Source organism: Flavobacterium chilense (assembly GCF_001602525.1).
Taxonomy (GTDB): domain Bacteria; phylum Bacteroidota; class Bacteroidia; order Flavobacteriales; family Flavobacteriaceae; genus Flavobacterium; species Flavobacterium chilense.
In genome coordinates, this window is the sequence record NZ_LSYT01000012.1 from 129,132 (window position 1) to 146,025 (window position 16,894).

Sequence of the window (16,894 nt, forward strand, 5' to 3'; positions counted from 1 at the left end):
GGAAACAATATTGTCAACCTTTAACCCAAAAACAAATTTAAATTATGTCTAAAGAAACAAAATTAGGGAGTGTTGAAGTCGCTCTAAAAGAAGCTAAAGTATGGGTAGATAAATACCGTAAAGCTCCAGTTGAAAATGAAGAAAACAGAAAAAACAGGACAAATGCTTATTTGATTCCTTTGCAAACATTAAAACTGGTATTAGATCAGGATATTGATGCTGTTCGTGCTTACAAAGGTATTAATAATGCCGGTGAGCAGGTTTTATTATTCGTTGGTACTAAATTAGATAAGGAAACAGGTATTTACAGAGATGTTTTTAAACCAGGAAACGAATTAGAAAACGATGAAGTAGCTTATGATGCTACTCGTCCATGTCCTCCAAACGGAGATCCTGAAAGCCCACTTTAACAGAATTAAATGTTGTATCTATTTTTTACATACCTAGGTTATTTAATTTTAATAGTCAACTTTATATTATATTCAAGAGGCTTTTCCAAATTTGGAAAAGCCTTTCAGACTTACAATTATTACCTTTTTTTATTAGTGATTGTACAGTTTGCAATGGAAGTTCTGGTTTTCTTTAAACAAAATAATCTTTATTTGGTTCATTTGTATTTTGTTGGTCAATTTGTTTTATTAGGATTTTTTTATAGAAATCTTTTGCAGAATCCTTTGCAAAAAAAAACAGTAACTATTTCAATTTTTGCAGGTTTATCCGTATTGGCTGTTCAGTATCTACTTGAACCCCAGTTGTTTTTTAAATTTAACTTACTCGAAATTACCATAACATCATTATTGGTGGTATTTTTCGCCCTGATCTATTTGTACAATATGTTAATAGGTACTAAAAAGTACTATTATATTACAGTTGGCCTGATTGTTTATTTACTAGCCAGTACCGTTTTATTTTTTGTAGGTAATCTGACTATTGGTTTAAGTAATGAATTTAAATTTCTAACATGGAACCTAAATGCTTTTTTTGTGGTTGTTAATCAACTATTTGTTTTGTATGAATGGAAAGTGAGTTTTAGTTCTAACAAGAAAATAAATAATTAGAAATGGATGTAAGTAAAGTTTATGAAAAAGAAATCGTAGCCATAATTTTATACACATCATGTTTTTTTATGATTGTGGCAGTATTTCTGGTCGCTTTCTTTTATTTCTCCAGAAAGAAAATTATTCAGAAAGAAGTTGAAAAAAGAGATCTGGAAATTTATCTCCAAAAAGAGCAGCTGCATGCAGTTTTGGTTGCACAAGAAGAAGAACGTAAAAGAATTGCTCAGGATTTGCACGACGATATTAGTTCTAAACTCAATATTGTTTCATTAAACACACATTTGCTTTCTGCCCCAAATTTAACAGAAGCAGAAACAAATGAGATTACCGGGAATATTATTAACCTGACCGCAAAGGCTTTAGAAAATTCAAGAAAAATTGCCCATAATTTATTGCCTCCGGTTTTTGAAAAATTTGGATTGAATGCTGGTGTCGAAGAATTATGTGATGAGTTTGAAAGTAGCAAATCTGTAAAAGTGCATTATAAAAACGAGATTGATTTTGATGGGAAAGATATAGATCGCCATTTGCATGTTTTTAGAGTTTTACAGGAATTGATGAATAATTCACTACGCCACGGAAAAGCAACTGAAATCTGGGTTAATTTTAAAGATGAAGAAAACTCAAAAGTGTGTTATTATAAAGATAATGGAGTTGGTTTTGATAGCAAAAATGCTGAAAATCAAAAAGGACTTGGAATGAAAAACATTGATAGCCGTATTTCTTTTTTAAATGGAAACCTTGAAATTAACTCTGAAATTGGGCAAGGTGTTGCTGTTATTTTTACTTTTTAAGTTAAAATTGAACAATAAAACCACTTTTTGATCAATATAATAACGTTCTTCGGCTATTTTTCATTTCATATTTTGTAATTTCGGCGAACCAAACGACCAAAAATAAAACAAATGAATGCCGCTATTAAAATTGCTTTAGTCGATGACGAAGTCTTATTCCGGAAAGGAATATCTTTTTTATTGCAAAGAGAAGATAATATGGATATTCTTTTCGAAGCTTCAAATGGAGAAGAACTTCTGACTCATTTAAATAATGATGAAATCAAACCGGATATAATCATTATGGATTTGAAGATGCCGGTTTTGAATGGTGTCGAGGCTACCAAAATTATACGGAAATCATTTCCGGAAATAAAAATCATAGCATTAACAAGTTACGATACAAAATCGTTTATTGCAAATATGATTCAGGTAGGAGCGGTGGCCTACTTAATAAAAAATACAACTCCTAAAGATCTGATTTATACAATCAATCAGGTCGAAAAAAAAGGATTTCATTATAATCAGAATGTCCTTCAAACTATACAGGAAACCATTATTTCGGCTAAAAATTCAAAAGGGAATTTAGAAACAGGTTTTCTTTCTCCACGCGAAATAGAAATTCTTCAACTTATTTGTCAGCAAAAAACAACTTTAGAAATTGCTGAACATCTTTATTTAAGCCCCAGAACTGTTGAAGGGCATCGTAATAATCTGTTGCTTAAAACAGAGTCCCGAAATATTGCCGGATTAGTGGTGTATGCAATTCAGAATGAAATTGCGGTTTTAACAATTTAAAATTTTTAACTGGTTAAAAATTGTATTGATAATACATAGTACAAAATAATAGTTAGTACAAGTACACATAAAGCTATCTTTTGCATCATATTAAGTCCCTTTGGCTGGTTATTGCTATCATTAAACTTCATGGCTTTGGTTTTTCATTGATTAGTTCGATGATCTGGGAGGACAAATGTAGGTATTTATTGCATTTGTGAGATACGTGTTTATACCTGATTTTACTGATAAGATTTGGTAGATAAGATCAGATTTTATTTAACATTTATACTGTTATAAAACAGAAGCTTCTATTGTGTTTTTTAAAGGTTCCTTTATATCTTTACTAAAATAAATTTTATAATGAACAAGTATCTGGTTTATATTTTCATCTTTCTACTTTCATTAACAGCAAAGGCTTCTTTCATTCTTCTTCCTATGGATGAAACAACTCAGCAAAATCATCTTAAAGCTTACGGAATAACTTATTGGTGTTTGAGCAAAGATTATAAAGCGAGTTGGCTGCTTAATTATCGTGGAGGCTCATTCTTGCTTCCTGATGCGGATGAAATTCGTAAAGAATGTAAAATTAGAGGCGTGAGTTTTGAAATTATTTCAGATAGTGAAGAAGCTTCAATTTTGAATGAAATTTCAAGCCCTTCACAAAATATGGAATCAGTTATTCTTGAAAAAGCACCTAAAATTGCAGTTTATACTCCAAAAGGCAAACAACCCTGGGATGATGCTGTGACATTAGTACTCACTTATGCTGAAATTCCTTTTACACCCATTTATGACGAAGAAGTTCTTAGTGATCAATTACTTCTTTATGATTGGTTGCATTTACATCACGAAGATTTTACAGGACAATATGGTAAATTTTATTCGGCTTACAAAAATACACCCTGGTACATAGAGCAAAAAAGAGATGCCGAAGCTTTGGCTGCAAAATTAGGTTATGCAAAAGTTTCGCAGGAAAAAGGGGCAGTAGCTAAAAAAATCAGGGATTTTGTTATTGGAGGCGGATTTATGTTTGCAATGTGTTCTGCAACAGATAGTTTTGATATCGCACTAGCAGCAGATGGAGTCGATATTTGTGAAGCCATGTTTGATGGAGATGCAAGCGAATCTAATTATCAATCTAAATTGAATTACGGAAATTCATTTGCTTTTAAAGACTTTACATTGGAGCGCAGACCTGAAGTATATGAGTTCTCAGATATTGATATGACAGGAAAACGTAAAGTTCCCATGGAAAAAGATTATTTTACCTTGATGGAGTTTTCTGCAAAATGGGACCCAATTCCAAGTATGCTATGCCAGAATCATACACAATTAGTTAAAGGTTTTATGGGGCAAACCACTTCATTTGATACAAACCTAATCAAGAGTAATGTATTGATAATGGGAACATGCGAACTAAACGGTGAGTCCAGATATATTCATGGAGAAAAAGGAAAAGGAATGTTCACGTTTTTTGGCGGACATGATCCTGAAGATTTTCAACATCAGGTAGGGGATCCGCCAACGGTTTTGGATTTACATCCAAATTCACCAGGATATCGTTTAATTCTGAACAATGTATTGTTTCCTGCTGCAAGAAAGAAAAAACTTAAAACATAGTTTAATTTAAAGAAAATTGAAACCAGATTGGAATATGGTCTGATATTTTTCGTGCTTCTTCTAAAGAATTGAACTTTGTATGAAACGAAATGATTCCCGAATCTATATGTTTTAAAGAGTCTGATTGATAAAAAATATTATCAAATTCAGAAGCAAAACAATCTGTTCCTTTACATTGTTTTTTTAAAGTAGTTTTCTGATTTTGTAAAATAGGGTTGTATCCCATTTTCTTTATCGGATTAAATACTGTATGAGATTGCGGACAATTAAAATCGCCCATAAAAACTAAGTTTAAATTGGGATATTCCTGAGGCAGGAATTTAAAATATTTTATCTCTGTTTCTGGCTGTTTCTTTTTAGTAATAGCATGAAAGTTTACAAGAGTTATCGTTTTTTTATTGATTTCGAATGTTGCAAAATAGGGTTCGCGATCTATTTCCAGATGATATTTTTTTTCAAGCCAGGTATTACCTTTTAGTTTTACTTTACTGGTTTTCCAAATAAAAGCATATCGTTCAGTTTTATGGCTGGTACCACTTGTGGGATCACTTACAGAATAGTCCCATTTCGATCCTTTTGTATTTAAAACCGAAGCAAGTTTTGCTACAGCCTGTGCACCGCCATATCCGGCAACAACTTCCTGAATAGCAATAATATCATAATCAAGTATCGTATTTGCGATAAAACTTAATTCAGTATCAGATTTTGATTTTCCAAAGTTTTCTAAATTCCAGGAGAGGATTTTAGTTTGTGAGAAAGAAAGTAAGGTGAAAAAAAGAAGGGTAAAACTTAAAATGTATTTCATGCTGTGTTTAAAAATTCAAATATAAGTATTTTAGAATTCAGCAATTGTCAGGCTACTTTCTATTTTTATTTAACGGCATATTTTTACTGTATTTAAAATATAAAAACAGTAGAGATAATAAGACAATAGTTGTCTTTTTTATTTCTATTGGAGTGATGTATAAGTAAAAAAAGAATTAATGCTTTTTATATCTGTTCTTTAAAGCAGTTCCTATAATTATGATTTGCAGGACAAGAAGTGCCGGAATAAAAATAATCTTCCAGTCAACTTCAAGCCATCCGGTTTTTTCTGAAACAAAAGCAAAGCTTAAGGAAAGAAAAATGCATAGCAACATTGTTTTCATGATAATTTTATTATTGGTTGTATTAATTTTGGAAAAAATTTTTTGGGCTAAATTTTTCTCAGAACTAATTTTGTTATTGGATTTCATTAGCTGGTTAATAGATTCTATACAAACATAAATCTATAATAAGGCAATTCCTTACGGGAAACCGTAAAATGATCTAAATATTAAACTAACCCAAAATCTTTTGCAATCGCAATTAAATGCACATTATTGTTCGCTTTAAAATATATTTTTAGTTTATTAATCCTTTTTTCGATGCTGCTTGTTCCGTTTGGAGTTATAGAAGAAGCTTTAAACTCACTCGAAATGTTTTCTAAAATGTAACCTTGCGCTAATAATTTTAAAATTGAAATATCATAAGATTCAATTTCGATCAAAGTTTTGTCGTTAAAGCTAAAAGCAAGATCAGAAGAAAGTATTTTTTCTTCGTTATTGTAAGTTCTTTCAACTGCTTTTCGTAATTCATTAATACTGTTTCTTCCTTTAGAGACATAAGCATTAACTTTCAAATCAGAAAAAAGAGATTTTATACGATAAGATTTATCTTCTATCGAAAAAATGACCTTTTTTAATTGAGGCTGGACTTTATTTACTGCTTCTATAAGATCTTCTCCACAGGTTAGATTTACTTTTCGATGATCTGATTTAAAAGATAAATCGCTAATTAATAAATCATAGGGTTCATTGTCAACTAATCCTTTTTTAATTTTCAATAATCCATCGTCGCAATATTTAACATGATCAATTACTGGTACTTTCAAGTCTTCAAGTACTTGAATAACAGCAATGCTGATGCTGTCCAGATCTTCGGCAACTAAAACTTTTTTAAACATATTGTCTTATTTATACAGGAAAAGTGAAACTTAATTTATAGCCTTTTTCAATATTAAGGTCAAAATTAAGAGTTCCGTTTATTGTTTTAATACGGTTTTCCACATTTTGGAGACTATTTTTTAAAAAGATCATATTATTATGAATTCCTGCTCCGTTATCAACGTAAGTAATCTCAATGTTCTTATTGATTATTTTAAATGAAAGTATAATTAAAGTTGCGTTATGGTGTTTTTTCATGGTCTGAAATAGTTCATATACAGTCCTATATAGAATTATTTTTTTGTTTTTATCTATTTTGTTCCAGCTAATAGCATCTAAACCATTTATTATTAAATTCAGGTTTTGAGTTTTAAAACCTGATATCATTTCTTTTAGTTCGTTTAGATAATTTTCATTTGTTATAATTTTGCTGTTTTCTTTAGAGATATTTCTGGTTTGTGAATAAATGTTGTCTAAAATATTTAGCAAATATGTTTTATTTTCGCTTGATTCAAGATTACTGTTTCTGGCAAAAGTGATTATTCTATAAACATCATCTGCAAGCTTGTCACGAAGTTTGCCGGATAATTCTGTTTCCTTTTTATATATAACTTCTTTTTTTTCTTTTTTTGTTTTAAGCGTTAAATAGAAATAAATAAAACCAATTACTCCCAAAATTAAAGCTATAATTATCGAAAGAATAATATTTTGATTTACTTGTCTTTCTATTTGTAAATCATTTTCAGCTTTTTCAGCTTTAAGTTGGAGATTCTCGTTTTTATCCTGTTTAGAAAAATATTTTATAGTACTAAATTGATTTTTAGATTTTTTCCTCCCAATAATAATGCTGTCAATTATTTTTACATAGTCCTGTGAATAATTTTTTAATTCTTTTCCTTCGCATAACTTTATTAATAAACCAAGACAATTAGCTTTATTAGATGCAGAATTTATTTTGCAGGCTTGGGCATATGATTTTTTTGCATAGTTTATAGCTAAGTAATGATTGTACTTTTCATAATATAGTGCCAGATTTTTATAATTATGTATGATAGGAAACTCATCCTTTAATCTTGTATTTAGTCCCAAACTTTTTCTAAAATACTTTAAAGCATTTGGTTTATTGAGATTAAAGTAACAAAATCCAAGATTGTCTAAAATTTGAGCATATAATTTATCGCTTTCCGCTGGTTCCCTTTTATAAACTACTTTTCTCACTGCTAAGGGCTGTAATAAATCGATAGCTTCCTGATATCTTTTTTGTTGAACATAAACAATAGCTACATTAACAAGTATAATTGCTTTTTTATATGGAGTGCCGGGCAATTTTAATGCTTTTCGGTGATAATAAATGGCATTATTATAATCGTAGGTGTTATAATAATTAAAGGCTATGTAAGTATAGACATTTCTGGCATATATTGGTTCTTTAATTTTATGTAAATAAGGGAGTGTTTGTGTTAAAATTGCTTCGCTCTCTATATAATTGCTGTATATGGTGTAAAGATCTGCAACGCTAGATAAGAAATATACATAGTCAACGCAGTTTATCTCAGGGTTACATATTGATAAACCTTTTTTATAATAATAAAAGGAACTGTCGTAATTGCTTTCAAAATAAAAATTATCTGCTTTATCTCTGTATTCCTTAATTTGAATAGTATAGTTGTCTCTTTTTGCTACTAAGCTTGTTTTGTTTTTTTTTAATTTCAAAAGAAACATCATAACTATTAGTAAGAGTGTCAGTACTAATAAGATGTATTTAAAAAGGATTCTATTCTTTGATATGTATGTTATTTTTTTCATAACTATACAGGAAATTCTATAAATACTTTAAATCCTTTACCAATTGCAGAACTAATATCAACACTTCCTTTAATTGCGAGAATTCTATATTCTATATTTTGTAACCCACTTCGAAATGCAAAATATGTAAGGTCAATTCCTTTTCCATTATCGGTATAATTAATGATTACAGTTTTATCGGTTTTTCTGAAAGCAATAATCACCAGATTCGCTTCACTGTGTTTTTTCATGTTAACGAGTAACTCTTGTATTATTCGGTAAATCGTTATCTTTTTGTTCTTATCAATTTTGTTCCACGAAATACTTTCTATACCATTTAGAATAGTAGTATTATTTTGAGTTTGAAATCCCGAAATCAAATCTTTTAAGGCAATTATATAATTTTCATTAGTTGGAATTTCACTATTTTCTTTTGAAATGTTTCTGGTTCTTGAGTATATGATCTGTAAATTATTTAATAATTGCTCTTTGTTTTCATTTACTCCAAGGTCCTTATTTTTAGCCAAAGTCAAAGTTTGATATACATCATTAGCGAGTTCATCATGTAATTTTTTAGATATTCGTATTTCACTTTTATAGACAGCTTCTTTTTTTTCTTTTTCACTTTTTGAGATTAGATAAAAACAAAGTGATGTAATTAATATAATTATGCATGCAATTATAATATAGCAAATAATTGTTTGTGTAGTTTGTCTTTCGAGTTTTAATTCGTTTTGTGCTTTTTGTGCTCTAAGCTGTAAATTCTCTTCTTTATCTTTGTTAAAAGCATATTTGATATCTGCAAATTGATTCTTTGTTTTTTTTCTTGCATTGTCTGAACTATCAATGAGATGAATGTACCGCAGTATATGTTTTTTTAAAACGTTTCCTTCACTGGATTTAATTACAAGATTTAAAGTATTAATTTGTCCGGATACTGATTTGATTTTTCTTGCCGTTTCATATCCTTTAAGGGCATAATCTTTTGCTAATACTGGATTGTTTTTTTGAAAAAAGAATGAAAGATGGATGTAATTTGCTGTAAGTCCATCTGTGCTTTTAAGCTGTGCTCTTATTTTTAATCCTTCATTAAAAGAATTCAGTGCTCTCGAATCACCTAATTTATAATAGCAATATCCTAAATTATCTATAGTGTAAGCATATTCAATATTGTTTTCGGCATCAAATTTTGAAATGTTCTTTTGTGACGCTAATATTTCCAGTAATTGTTGCGCTTTTTTGTATTCTTTCTGATGTATATAGGCAACTGCAAGATTGTTTAAAGACATAGATTTTCTCCAGGAACTTACCTTTAATTGAATAGCTTTCCTGAAATAGCGAATGGCATTATTATAATCCTCATTATTGGTATAATTTATTCCTTGTGTATTATATATATTCCAGGAGTACTTAGGGTCTTTTATATATTTTAAATAAGGCAATGTTTCTGTAACTGTTGCTTCGCTGGCAATATAATTACCTTGTTCCTGTTGCAACTCGGCTATACTTGATAATGTGTAAACATATTCAGTAGAATTGATTTTAGGATCACAAATTAATTGTGCTTTATTGTAATAATAAAAAGCACTATCATATTGAAAGTGGTCGTAAAAAACGTCGCCAATATCTGTAAGTCTGTTAATTTCATAGGATGCATCTTTTTTATCTTTTTTCAAAAGATTTTCGCTTTTGTAAAAATTAAATAGAAACAGTGCACTTCCTAATAATAACAGTAATAGTATTATGAGGTATTTTAAAAGTACTTTATTATGAAAAAAATATAATGGTCTTTTCATAACTATACAGGGAATTTAAAAAAAGCTTTAAATCCTTTTCCGGGAGCAGAGTCAATATCGATTGTACCTTTAATACTTAAAACTCTGTTTTCGATATTATAAAGTCCATTTTTTAAAGTTATGTTGTTAATGTCAATACCTTTCCCATTGTCGATGTAATTGATAATTACATTCCTGTCTGTTTTTACGAAGTCTATATTAACCAAAGAAGAATTACTGTGTTTCTTCATGTTTACAAGTAGTTCCTGTAGTACTCTGTAAACTGTTATTTTTTTGTTTGTGTCAATTTGGTTCCAGTTAATACCATCAATGTTTGTTGCTAAAACAGAAATTTGCGCAGTATTAAATCTTATTATCATATCTTTTAAGTAAAGACAATAGTTTTCATCTGTAATAATTGGACTATTTTCCTTTGAAATATCCCGGGTTCTTGAATATATGGTATCCAGATTATTTAGTAATTGCTCCTTGTTTTCTATTACAGAAAGATTTTTGTTTTCTGCAAAGGCCATAGTGTGATAAATATCGTTAGCAAGTTCATCATGTAACTTTTTTGAGATTCGTGTTTCACTTTGATAAGTAGCTTCAATTTTTTCTCTATTTCCTCTTGAAGTGAGATAAAAATAAAGAACTAAAATTAAGCTTAAACTCAGAAAAATGAGAATGTACGAAACAATATTTCGGTTTTTTTGTTTTTCTAATTGTAATTCGTTTTGTGCTCTGTAAGTTTTTAGTATTAAATTTTCATCTTTCTCTTTCTTAGAATCATACTTCATTTTTGCAAACTGATTTTTTGCCTTTTGTCTGATTTCAAAAATACTATCTATCAACTCTACATACCTCACAGAATATTTTTTTAATTCTTTACCTGAACTATCTTCTATTAATTGTTTTAAAGAAGTCAAACGCCCATCAATATGATTAACTAAAGTATATTTTTCATAGCTAAGTATTAGGTGTTTTTTTGATAATGAAGGATTTTTATCTTTTTGCAAATAGGCAAGGTGCAGATGACTTTTGGCCTGACCTGTATTATCATTTGTCTGAAGTCTTATATTTAGAGCTTTCTGAAGATAAGCTTCTGCTTTTACATCTCCGATTTTATAATAGCAAAATCCTAAGTTATCGAGTGCTTGAGCATAATCTTCAGGATTTTTTTTGATGTCTTCATGAGCCAATAAATTATCGAATACCTGAATTGCTCTGTTGTACTTCTGTTGTTCAATATAGACTAAAGCAATGTTACTTTTCGCTGTAACTTTTTTCCATTCGGGTGTTTTTAAAACTAAAGCTTTGTTGAAATAAAGTAGAGCATTCTTAAAATCATAGGTATTCAAATAATTAATCCCTAGAATAATGTAGGTATTCCAGACATGCTCAGGATTTTTGATGTATTTTAAATATGAAATAACTTCTATAGCTGTAGATTCACTACCAACAAAATCTCCTTGATTTTGTTGAATATATGCCATTTGATTTAAAGCATGTACATAAGTTTCAGTATTTCTTACAGGGCTACAAATAAACTTTGCTTTGTTGTAGTATAAAAAAGCACTATCTAATTCGTTGTTATCATAAAAACGATTTGCTTTACTAATGAACTTGTCAATTTGAATATTGCTGTTTTTGTATTTTACTGTTTGGATATCTTTTTTTTGACACGATAAAAGCAATAGAAAGATAAAAACTATATATAGGGATAAATGTATTCTTGGTAGTATCATAAACCAAAAATAAAGAATTTTAGCATAAAAAAAAGAATGTAAATACCGTATTTTGTTTATTTATTTCTTGATTGTTTCTTGTTGATAAATACAAGAAAAACCCTCGGTTCAGAGGGTTTTTCATAAATAGTTTTTAATATGTTTTTATAGATTATACTGCTCTCATGCCAGTTGCTATCGCAAGTCTGTTCCATGAATTTATAGTAATGATCAATAGTATAATTTCGGCAAGATATTTTTCGTCAAAGAGATTTGCTGCATTTTGATATACTTCATCAGAAACATGGTTGCTAATTAATGTTACCTGTTCTGTTAAGGCTAAAATTGCTTTTTCTTCTTCGGTATAAATATCGGCTTCACGCCAGGCATTTAACAGATATATTTTTTGTTCTGATATACCATATTTTCTGCCATCAGTTGTATGCATGTTGATGCAGTAAGCACAGCCATTTATTTGAGATGCACGAATTTTAATAAGTTCTTTATGAACTGGAGTTAATGAAGTAGTAGAAATATATTTCTCTAAATTCATTAAAGCCTGATATGCTTCCGGAGCAACTGTTGGGATCACGATTCTTGATTTCATTTTGATTGTTTTTTAAAGTTTGATACAAAGTTCAGGGATATCTGCTTTAAAAAACTTGAACTACTTCAAGAAATCAGTTTATAGTTTTCCTGCCCGGATTTTGCTCATAAATTCTGCTGAGAAATCAAGATAGGAGGCAAGCATGTATTGCGGAACACGCTGTACAAATTCAGGATTGAGATCGTTAAAATGATGATATCTTTCTTCTGCCGACATGGTAAACAAAAATTTGATCCGCATTTGTGCTGCGCCAAATGATTTTTGAGAAACAATTCTAAAATAGCGTTCCAGCTTAGGAATCTGAATTAATACAGATTCAAGAACAGATTTGTCGATCGCGATAACTTCTGTGTTTTCAACAGCCTGAATATAGAAATGTGACGGGACATGATTATGGTAACTCAGGTAATCGGTAATCCACCAGTTCTCAATTCCAAACTGAAGTGTTTGCTCAGTTCCTTTAGAGTTGATAATGTATTGTCGCATACATCCTTTTGAGATAAAGTACATGGTATTACAAATCTGTCCTTCTTTTAATACATGTTCTTTCTTTTTGATATTAGACAAACTTAAACAGGATTCTAAAATGTCAATTTCAGAAGGTTCTAATAATACAAATTTCTCTATATGTCGAAAAAGCGTGTTGTACATTGATGTGTCTTTGGTACAAATGTAGTTTTAAAAAATTAATTTCTAAATAAGAGGAGATTACAAATTGGTTCAAAAGCAAAAGACCATTCGTTTAAACGAATGGTCTTTTTATGATAAGTAAGTAAATCTAAATTGAGTTTATAAAACGTTTATTTTACTTTATTAAGTATTGCTTTGAAAGCTTCTGGGTGGTTCATAGCTAAATCTGCAAGAACTTTACGGTTCAATTCGATTCCGTTAGCTTTAACTTTCCCCATGAATTGAGAATAAGACATTCCTTCTAATCTAGCTCCAGCGTTGATACGTTGAATCCATAATGAACGGAAATTTCTTTTGTTCTGTTTTCTGTCACGGTAAGCGTAGCTCATCGCTTTCTCTACCGCATTCTTAGCAACTGTCCAAACGTTTTTACGTCTACCAAAGAAACCTTTGGCTTGCTTCATTATTTTTTTTCTTCTTGCTCTTTTAGCAACTGAATTTACCGATCTTGGCATAATTTTAATGTGTTTTTGTAGCAGGCGTCCTGAATTAAATCAAAGGAACTTACAAGCCGTACTCCAAGGTTATATAAATAATTTTTTAACCTAAAGAATTATTAGATAATTCTTAATTGTTGTTTGATGCTTTTCATATCTGTTGAGTGAACTAGCGCTGAGTGTGTCAAAGCTAATTTACGTTTTTTAGATTTTTTAGTCAAGATGTGACTTTTAAAAGCATGCTTTCTTTTAATCTTTCCAGAACCAGTAACTTTAAAACGTTTCTTAGCGCTAGATTTAGTTTTCATTTTAGGCATTTTTCCTAGTGTTTTAATTTATTCTTACTTACTTATATTTTGAGTCTGAAAGTTTAAAAGTCTAAAGTTTGAAAGTCTTCTTTGACTTTCGGCTTTATGACTTTCGACTTTAAGGCTTATTTCTTTTTCTTTGGCGCAATGAACATAATCATTCTCTTACCTTCTAAAACAGGCATCGCTTCTACTTTACCATGTTCTTCTAAGTCTGTAGCCAAACGTAACAATAGAATTTGTCCTTGATCCTTATAAATGATAGAACGTCCTTTAAAGAAAACGAATGCTTTTAATTTAGCACCTTCCTTTAGGAACTTCTCAGCATTTTTTCTTTTAAATTCGTAATCATGCTCATCCGTCTGAGGACCAAATCTAATTTCTTTTACTACAACTTGTGTAGATTTTGCTTTTAAAACCTTATCACGTTTCTTTTGCTCGTAAACAAATTTCTTGTAATCCATGATTTTACAAACCGGCGGCTCGGCATTTGGTGAAATTTCAACCAAATCCAATTCGAATTGATCTGCTAGGCGTAAAGCTTCTGCAAGCTTAAATACACCTGGTTCGATGTTCTCGCCTACTAATCTTACTTCTTGTACACCACGAATATTGTTATTTATTCTGTGTGCATCTTTTTTTTCTACTCGAGGTTGAAAACCTCTGTTGCTTCTTATTGCTATGACTTTATAATTTAAGTTAAACTGTAAAAACTTTTAATGTCTTTTTTATTTCTTCGTTTACAATCGAAGCAAACTCTTCAATAGAAACGGTGATATTACCTTTTCCTTCTTGTCCATGGCGACGAATAGAAATTGTACCGTTTTTCTCTTCTTCTTCGCCTACAATCAGCATAAATGGGATTTTTTGCATTTCCGCATCTCTGATTTTCTTGCCAATTGTTTCGTTTCGATTATCAATTAGGGCGCGAATTTCGTGATTTTCTAGCAAATCTAAAACTTTTTTAGCATAATTTTCGTATTTCTCGCTCAAAGACAAGATAATAGCTTGTTCAGGCATTAGCCAAAGTGGGAAATTTCCTGCTGTATGCTCAAGTAAAATTGCTATAAAACGTTCCATAGATCCAAAAGGAGCTCTGTGAATCATTACTGGTCGGTGTAATTCGTTATCAGCACCTTTGTATGTTAGTTCAAAACGCTCAGGTAAGTTGTAATCTACCTGAATTGTACCTAATTGCCATTGTCTTCCTAAAGCATCCTTAACCATGAAGTCAAGCTTAGGACCGTAGAATGCAGCTTCGCCATATTCTACAACAGTATTTAGACCTTTGTCTTTGGCAGCGTTAATAATCGCGTTTTCAGCTTTTTCCCAATTTTCATCAGTACCAATGTACTTGTCTCTGTTTTCCTGGTCTCTCAATGAAATTTGAGCTGTAAAGTTTTCAAAACCTAATGAGCCAAATACATAAAGTACCAGATCAATTACTTTTTTGAATTCTTCATCTAGTTGCTCCGGAGTACAAAAGATATGTGCATCATCCTGAGTGAAACCTCTAACACGAGTCAAGCCATGTAATTCACCAGATTGTTCGTATCTGTATACAGTGCCGAATTCAGCATAACGCTTAGGTAAGTCTTTGTATGACCAAGGTCTAACGTTATAGATCTCGCAGTGGTGAGGGCAGTTCATAGGTTTTAATAAAAACTCTTCACCTTCAGCAGGAGTATGTATAGGCTGAAAACTATCTGCACCATATTTAGCATAATGCCCAGAAGTAACATAAAGTTCTTTTTGACCAATATGAGGAGTAACAACTTGTTCGTAACCTGCTTTCTTTTGAGCTCTCTTTAAAAATTGTTCTAAACGATCTCTAAGTGCAGCGCCTTTTGGTAACCATAGTGGCAATCCTTGTCCTACTTTCTGAGAGAAAGCAAACAACTCAAGTTCTTTTCCTAATTTGCGGTGATCACGACGTTTGGCTTCTTCAAGAAGTTCAAGATATTCAGTTAAATCCTTCTGTTTAGGGAAAGAAGTTCCATAAACACGTGTTAGCTGTTTGTTTTTCTCATCACCTCTCCAATAAGCACCGGCAACACTCATCACTTTCATGGCCTTAATAATTCCTGTATTCGGAATATGACCACCACGGCATAAATCAGTAAAAGTAGAATGGTCGCAAAAAGTAATTGTTCCGTCTTCAAGGTTAGAAATCAATTCAGTTTTGTAAACATTGTCTTTATACATTTCTAATGCATCAGCTTTGCTAACCGGACGCATTTTAAATTCATGTTTTCCTCTTGAAATTTCAAGAACACGATCTTCGATTTTTTTAAAATCAGCCTCAGAGATCTTTTGATCTTCAAAATCCACATCATAATAAAACCCATTAGCAATTGCAGGTCCAAGAGTTAATTTGATTCCTGGGTACAATTCTTCAAGAGCTTGAGCCATTACGTGCGAAGTCGAATGCCAGAAAGCTTTTTTACCTTCAGCATCATTCCATGTATATAGTATAAGATTACCATCGGTCGTCAATGGAGTTTCGGTTTCAATAGTTGTGCCATTAAAAGATGCAGAAATAACATTTCGTGCAAAACCTTCGCTAATGTTTTTAGCGACCTCCATTGGAGTTACGCCCGAAGCGAACTCTCTAATTGACCCATCGGGTAAAGTAATCTTGATCATTGTTTATAATTTTGTGAATGCAAATATAGCGTATTACAAAAATACATACAATATATAAGTACAACTTTACATAGTTATATATATGTATAAACTTGTTGTGGTTTGTGAACTCTTGTTAAAACTGTGAAATTTGCTTTTATGTCTATATAATATATCAAGTGTAGAATCTTTACCTGAATAAGAAGTTAAAGCTTTTTAGGAATTCAGGTTGCTTAATTAGGCGTTTACTCCTGTTATCTGTTTTGAACCTGTGTCAAGCCTTGTTAGAAAAGGATTTTTATTATTGTCTAGATTGGGTTGGTATGTTTTTATGAGCGTTTTATCAAGTATTCGAATCAATTTAATGTTTAAAAGCGTCTCGTTTGAAGGATTTATGCTTTCAATCATCTAAAAAGGTGACGAGTCTTACTTATATATAAGGTATAGAGATCTGGATAAAGAGAGTTAAAAGATGCAAATTTGCTAAAACTGGCAGGTTTTACTGGTATGAAATTAGAACAAATCCACTTGACTACGGAAAATTCTGAGAATTGTTAAAAAAGTTGTTATGCTAAGTTTGGTGTTATCAGAGTGTTAAGAAAAAGTTTTAAAAAAGAGTAAAAATAGTTTGGGAAAGGTATTGTAGAACTGAATAAAGGTGCTACTTTTGCACCCGCAACAACGAATAAGTTCACTGATATACTGGCAAGATGTTTTAATCAAACGGAAATAAAATTTCGAAAAAAAA

The 16,894-nt window shown here is 30.8% G+C and carries 17 protein-coding genes; 5 read left to right on the forward strand and 12 right to left on the reverse strand.

The window, feature by feature from the left end; translation table 11 throughout:
• Positions 1-44: 44 nt before the first annotated feature.
• The 5 genes from A4F88_RS23145 to A4F88_RS23165 all read left to right on the forward strand — a co-directional run bounded on the left by A4F88_RS23145 (position 45) and on the right by A4F88_RS23165 (position 4,231).
• The gene (locus tag A4F88_RS23145; RefSeq protein WP_068845217.1) at positions 45-410 is read left to right on the forward strand and encodes a hypothetical protein; all 366 of its coding nucleotides are present in this window, start codon (positions 45-47) and stop codon (positions 408-410) included.
• 135 nt (positions 411-545) lie between these two features.
• Positions 546-1,058: a hypothetical protein gene (locus A4F88_RS23150; protein WP_245179204.1), complete on the forward strand. Its 513-nt coding sequence runs from the start codon at positions 546-548 to the stop codon at positions 1,056-1,058.
• Between the two features lie 2 nt (positions 1,059-1,060).
• Positions 1,061-1,852 carry a sensor histidine kinase gene (locus A4F88_RS23155; RefSeq protein WP_068845219.1) on the forward strand — a complete coding sequence of 264 codons (792 nt, stop codon included), beginning with the start codon at positions 1,061-1,063 and terminating at the stop codon, positions 1,850-1,852.
• Between the two features lie 111 nt (positions 1,853-1,963).
• Complete coding sequence (locus A4F88_RS23160; protein ID WP_068845221.1) at positions 1,964-2,629, forward strand: response regulator transcription factor; 666 nt, start codon at positions 1,964-1,966, stop codon at positions 2,627-2,629.
• Between the two features lie 342 nt (positions 2,630-2,971).
• Positions 2,972-4,231 (forward strand): asparagine synthetase B, encoded by a 1,260-nt coding sequence (locus tag A4F88_RS23165; protein WP_068845223.1) that lies wholly within the window; start codon positions 2,972-2,974, stop codon positions 4,229-4,231.
• 1 nt (position 4,232) lies between these two features.
• Here the strand turns inward: A4F88_RS23165 and A4F88_RS23170 are convergent, their stop codons facing one another.
• The 12 genes from A4F88_RS23170 to thrS all read right to left on the reverse strand — a co-directional run bounded on the left by A4F88_RS23170 (position 4,233) and on the right by thrS (position 16,167).
• Positions 4,233-5,036 (reverse strand): endonuclease/exonuclease/phosphatase family protein, encoded by an 804-nt coding sequence (locus A4F88_RS23170; protein ID WP_068845225.1) that lies wholly within the window; start codon positions 5,034-5,036, stop codon positions 4,233-4,235.
• Positions 5,037-5,211: 175 nt separating this feature from the next.
• Positions 5,212-5,379 carry a hypothetical protein gene (locus A4F88_RS23175; protein ID WP_162268808.1) on the reverse strand — a complete coding sequence of 56 codons (168 nt, stop codon included), beginning with the start codon at positions 5,377-5,379 and terminating at the stop codon, positions 5,212-5,214.
• 167 nt (positions 5,380-5,546) lie between these two features.
• Positions 5,547-6,215 carry a DNA-binding transcriptional response regulator gene (locus A4F88_RS23180; RefSeq protein WP_068845229.1) on the reverse strand — a complete coding sequence of 223 codons (669 nt, stop codon included), beginning with the start codon at positions 6,213-6,215 and terminating at the stop codon, positions 5,547-5,549.
• A gap of 10 nt (positions 6,216-6,225) precedes the next feature.
• Complete coding sequence (locus tag A4F88_RS23185) at positions 6,226-7,908, reverse strand: tetratricopeptide repeat-containing sensor histidine kinase (RefSeq protein WP_068845266.1); 1,683 nt, start codon at positions 7,906-7,908, stop codon at positions 6,226-6,228.
• A 95-nt stretch (positions 7,909-8,003) separates the two neighbouring features.
• Entirely contained in the window at positions 8,004-9,776 is a 1,773-nt protein-coding gene (locus tag A4F88_RS23190) for a tetratricopeptide repeat-containing sensor histidine kinase (RefSeq protein WP_068845231.1), read from the reverse strand.
• Between the two features lie 2 nt (positions 9,777-9,778).
• Positions 9,779-11,500, reverse strand: a complete 1,722-nt coding sequence (locus A4F88_RS23195; RefSeq protein WP_068845233.1) for a tetratricopeptide repeat-containing sensor histidine kinase — start codon at positions 11,498-11,500, stop codon at positions 9,779-9,781.
• A gap of 151 nt (positions 11,501-11,651) precedes the next feature.
• Entirely contained in the window at positions 11,652-12,086 is a 435-nt protein-coding gene (locus A4F88_RS23200; protein WP_068845235.1) for a carboxymuconolactone decarboxylase family protein, read from the reverse strand.
• Positions 12,087-12,164: 78 nt separating this feature from the next.
• Entirely contained in the window at positions 12,165-12,737 is a 573-nt protein-coding gene (locus A4F88_RS23205; RefSeq protein WP_068845238.1) for a Crp/Fnr family transcriptional regulator, read from the reverse strand.
• Positions 12,738-12,886: 149 nt separating this feature from the next.
• A complete protein-coding gene (gene rplT / locus A4F88_RS23210; RefSeq protein ID WP_008464948.1) occupies positions 12,887-13,231 on the reverse strand; it encodes a 50S ribosomal protein L20 in 345 nt (114 codons plus the stop codon).
• A 101-nt stretch (positions 13,232-13,332) separates the two neighbouring features.
• Complete coding sequence (gene rpmI, locus A4F88_RS23215) at positions 13,333-13,530, reverse strand: 50S ribosomal protein L35 (protein WP_007810722.1); 198 nt, start codon at positions 13,528-13,530, stop codon at positions 13,333-13,335.
• Positions 13,531-13,646: 116 nt separating this feature from the next.
• The gene (infC, locus tag A4F88_RS25265; RefSeq protein ID WP_073075437.1) at positions 13,647-14,198 is read right to left on the reverse strand and encodes a translation initiation factor IF-3; all 552 of its coding nucleotides are present in this window, start codon (positions 14,196-14,198) and stop codon (positions 13,647-13,649) included.
• Between the two features lie 22 nt (positions 14,199-14,220).
• Positions 14,221-16,167 (reverse strand): threonine--tRNA ligase, encoded by a 1,947-nt coding sequence (gene thrS, locus A4F88_RS23225; RefSeq protein ID WP_068845241.1) that lies wholly within the window; start codon positions 16,165-16,167, stop codon positions 14,221-14,223.
• Between the last annotated feature and the right edge of the window lie 727 nt (positions 16,168-16,894).

Coding starts and splice junctions, on each gene's coding strand:
- A4F88_RS23145 (WP_068845217.1), top strand. CDS start 45: ATGTCTAAAGAAACAAAATTAGGGAGTGTTGAAGTCGCTCTAAAAGAA.
- A4F88_RS23155 (WP_068845219.1), top strand. CDS start 1,061: ATGGATGTAAGTAAAGTTTATGAAAAAGAAATCGTAGCCATAATTTTA.
- A4F88_RS23160 (WP_068845221.1), top strand. CDS start 1,964: ATGAATGCCGCTATTAAAATTGCTTTAGTCGATGACGAAGTCTTATTC.
- A4F88_RS23165 (WP_068845223.1), top strand. CDS start 2,972: ATGAACAAGTATCTGGTTTATATTTTCATCTTTCTACTTTCATTAACA.
- A4F88_RS23170 (WP_068845225.1), bottom strand. CDS start 5,036: ATGAAATACATTTTAAGTTTTACCCTTCTTTTTTTCACCTTACTTTCT.
- A4F88_RS23175 (WP_162268808.1), bottom strand. CDS start 5,379: ATGAAAACAATGTTGCTATGCATTTTTCTTTCCTTAAGCTTTGCTTTT.
- A4F88_RS23180 (WP_068845229.1), bottom strand. CDS start 6,215: ATGTTTAAAAAAGTTTTAGTTGCCGAAGATCTGGACAGCATCAGCATT.
- A4F88_RS23190 (WP_068845231.1), bottom strand. CDS start 9,776: ATGAAAAGACCATTATATTTTTTTCATAATAAAGTACTTTTAAAATAC.
- A4F88_RS23195 (WP_068845233.1), bottom strand. CDS start 11,500: ATGATACTACCAAGAATACATTTATCCCTATATATAGTTTTTATCTTT.
- A4F88_RS23200 (WP_068845235.1), bottom strand. CDS start 12,086: ATGAAATCAAGAATCGTGATCCCAACAGTTGCTCCGGAAGCATATCAG.
- A4F88_RS23205 (WP_068845238.1), bottom strand. CDS start 12,737: ATGTACAACACGCTTTTTCGACATATAGAGAAATTTGTATTATTAGAA.
- rplT (WP_008464948.1), bottom strand. CDS start 13,231: ATGCCAAGATCGGTAAATTCAGTTGCTAAAAGAGCAAGAAGAAAAAAA.
- rpmI (WP_007810722.1), bottom strand. CDS start 13,530: ATGCCTAAAATGAAAACTAAATCTAGCGCTAAGAAACGTTTTAAAGTT.
- thrS (WP_068845241.1), bottom strand. CDS start 16,167: ATGATCAAGATTACTTTACCCGATGGGTCAATTAGAGAGTTCGCTTCG.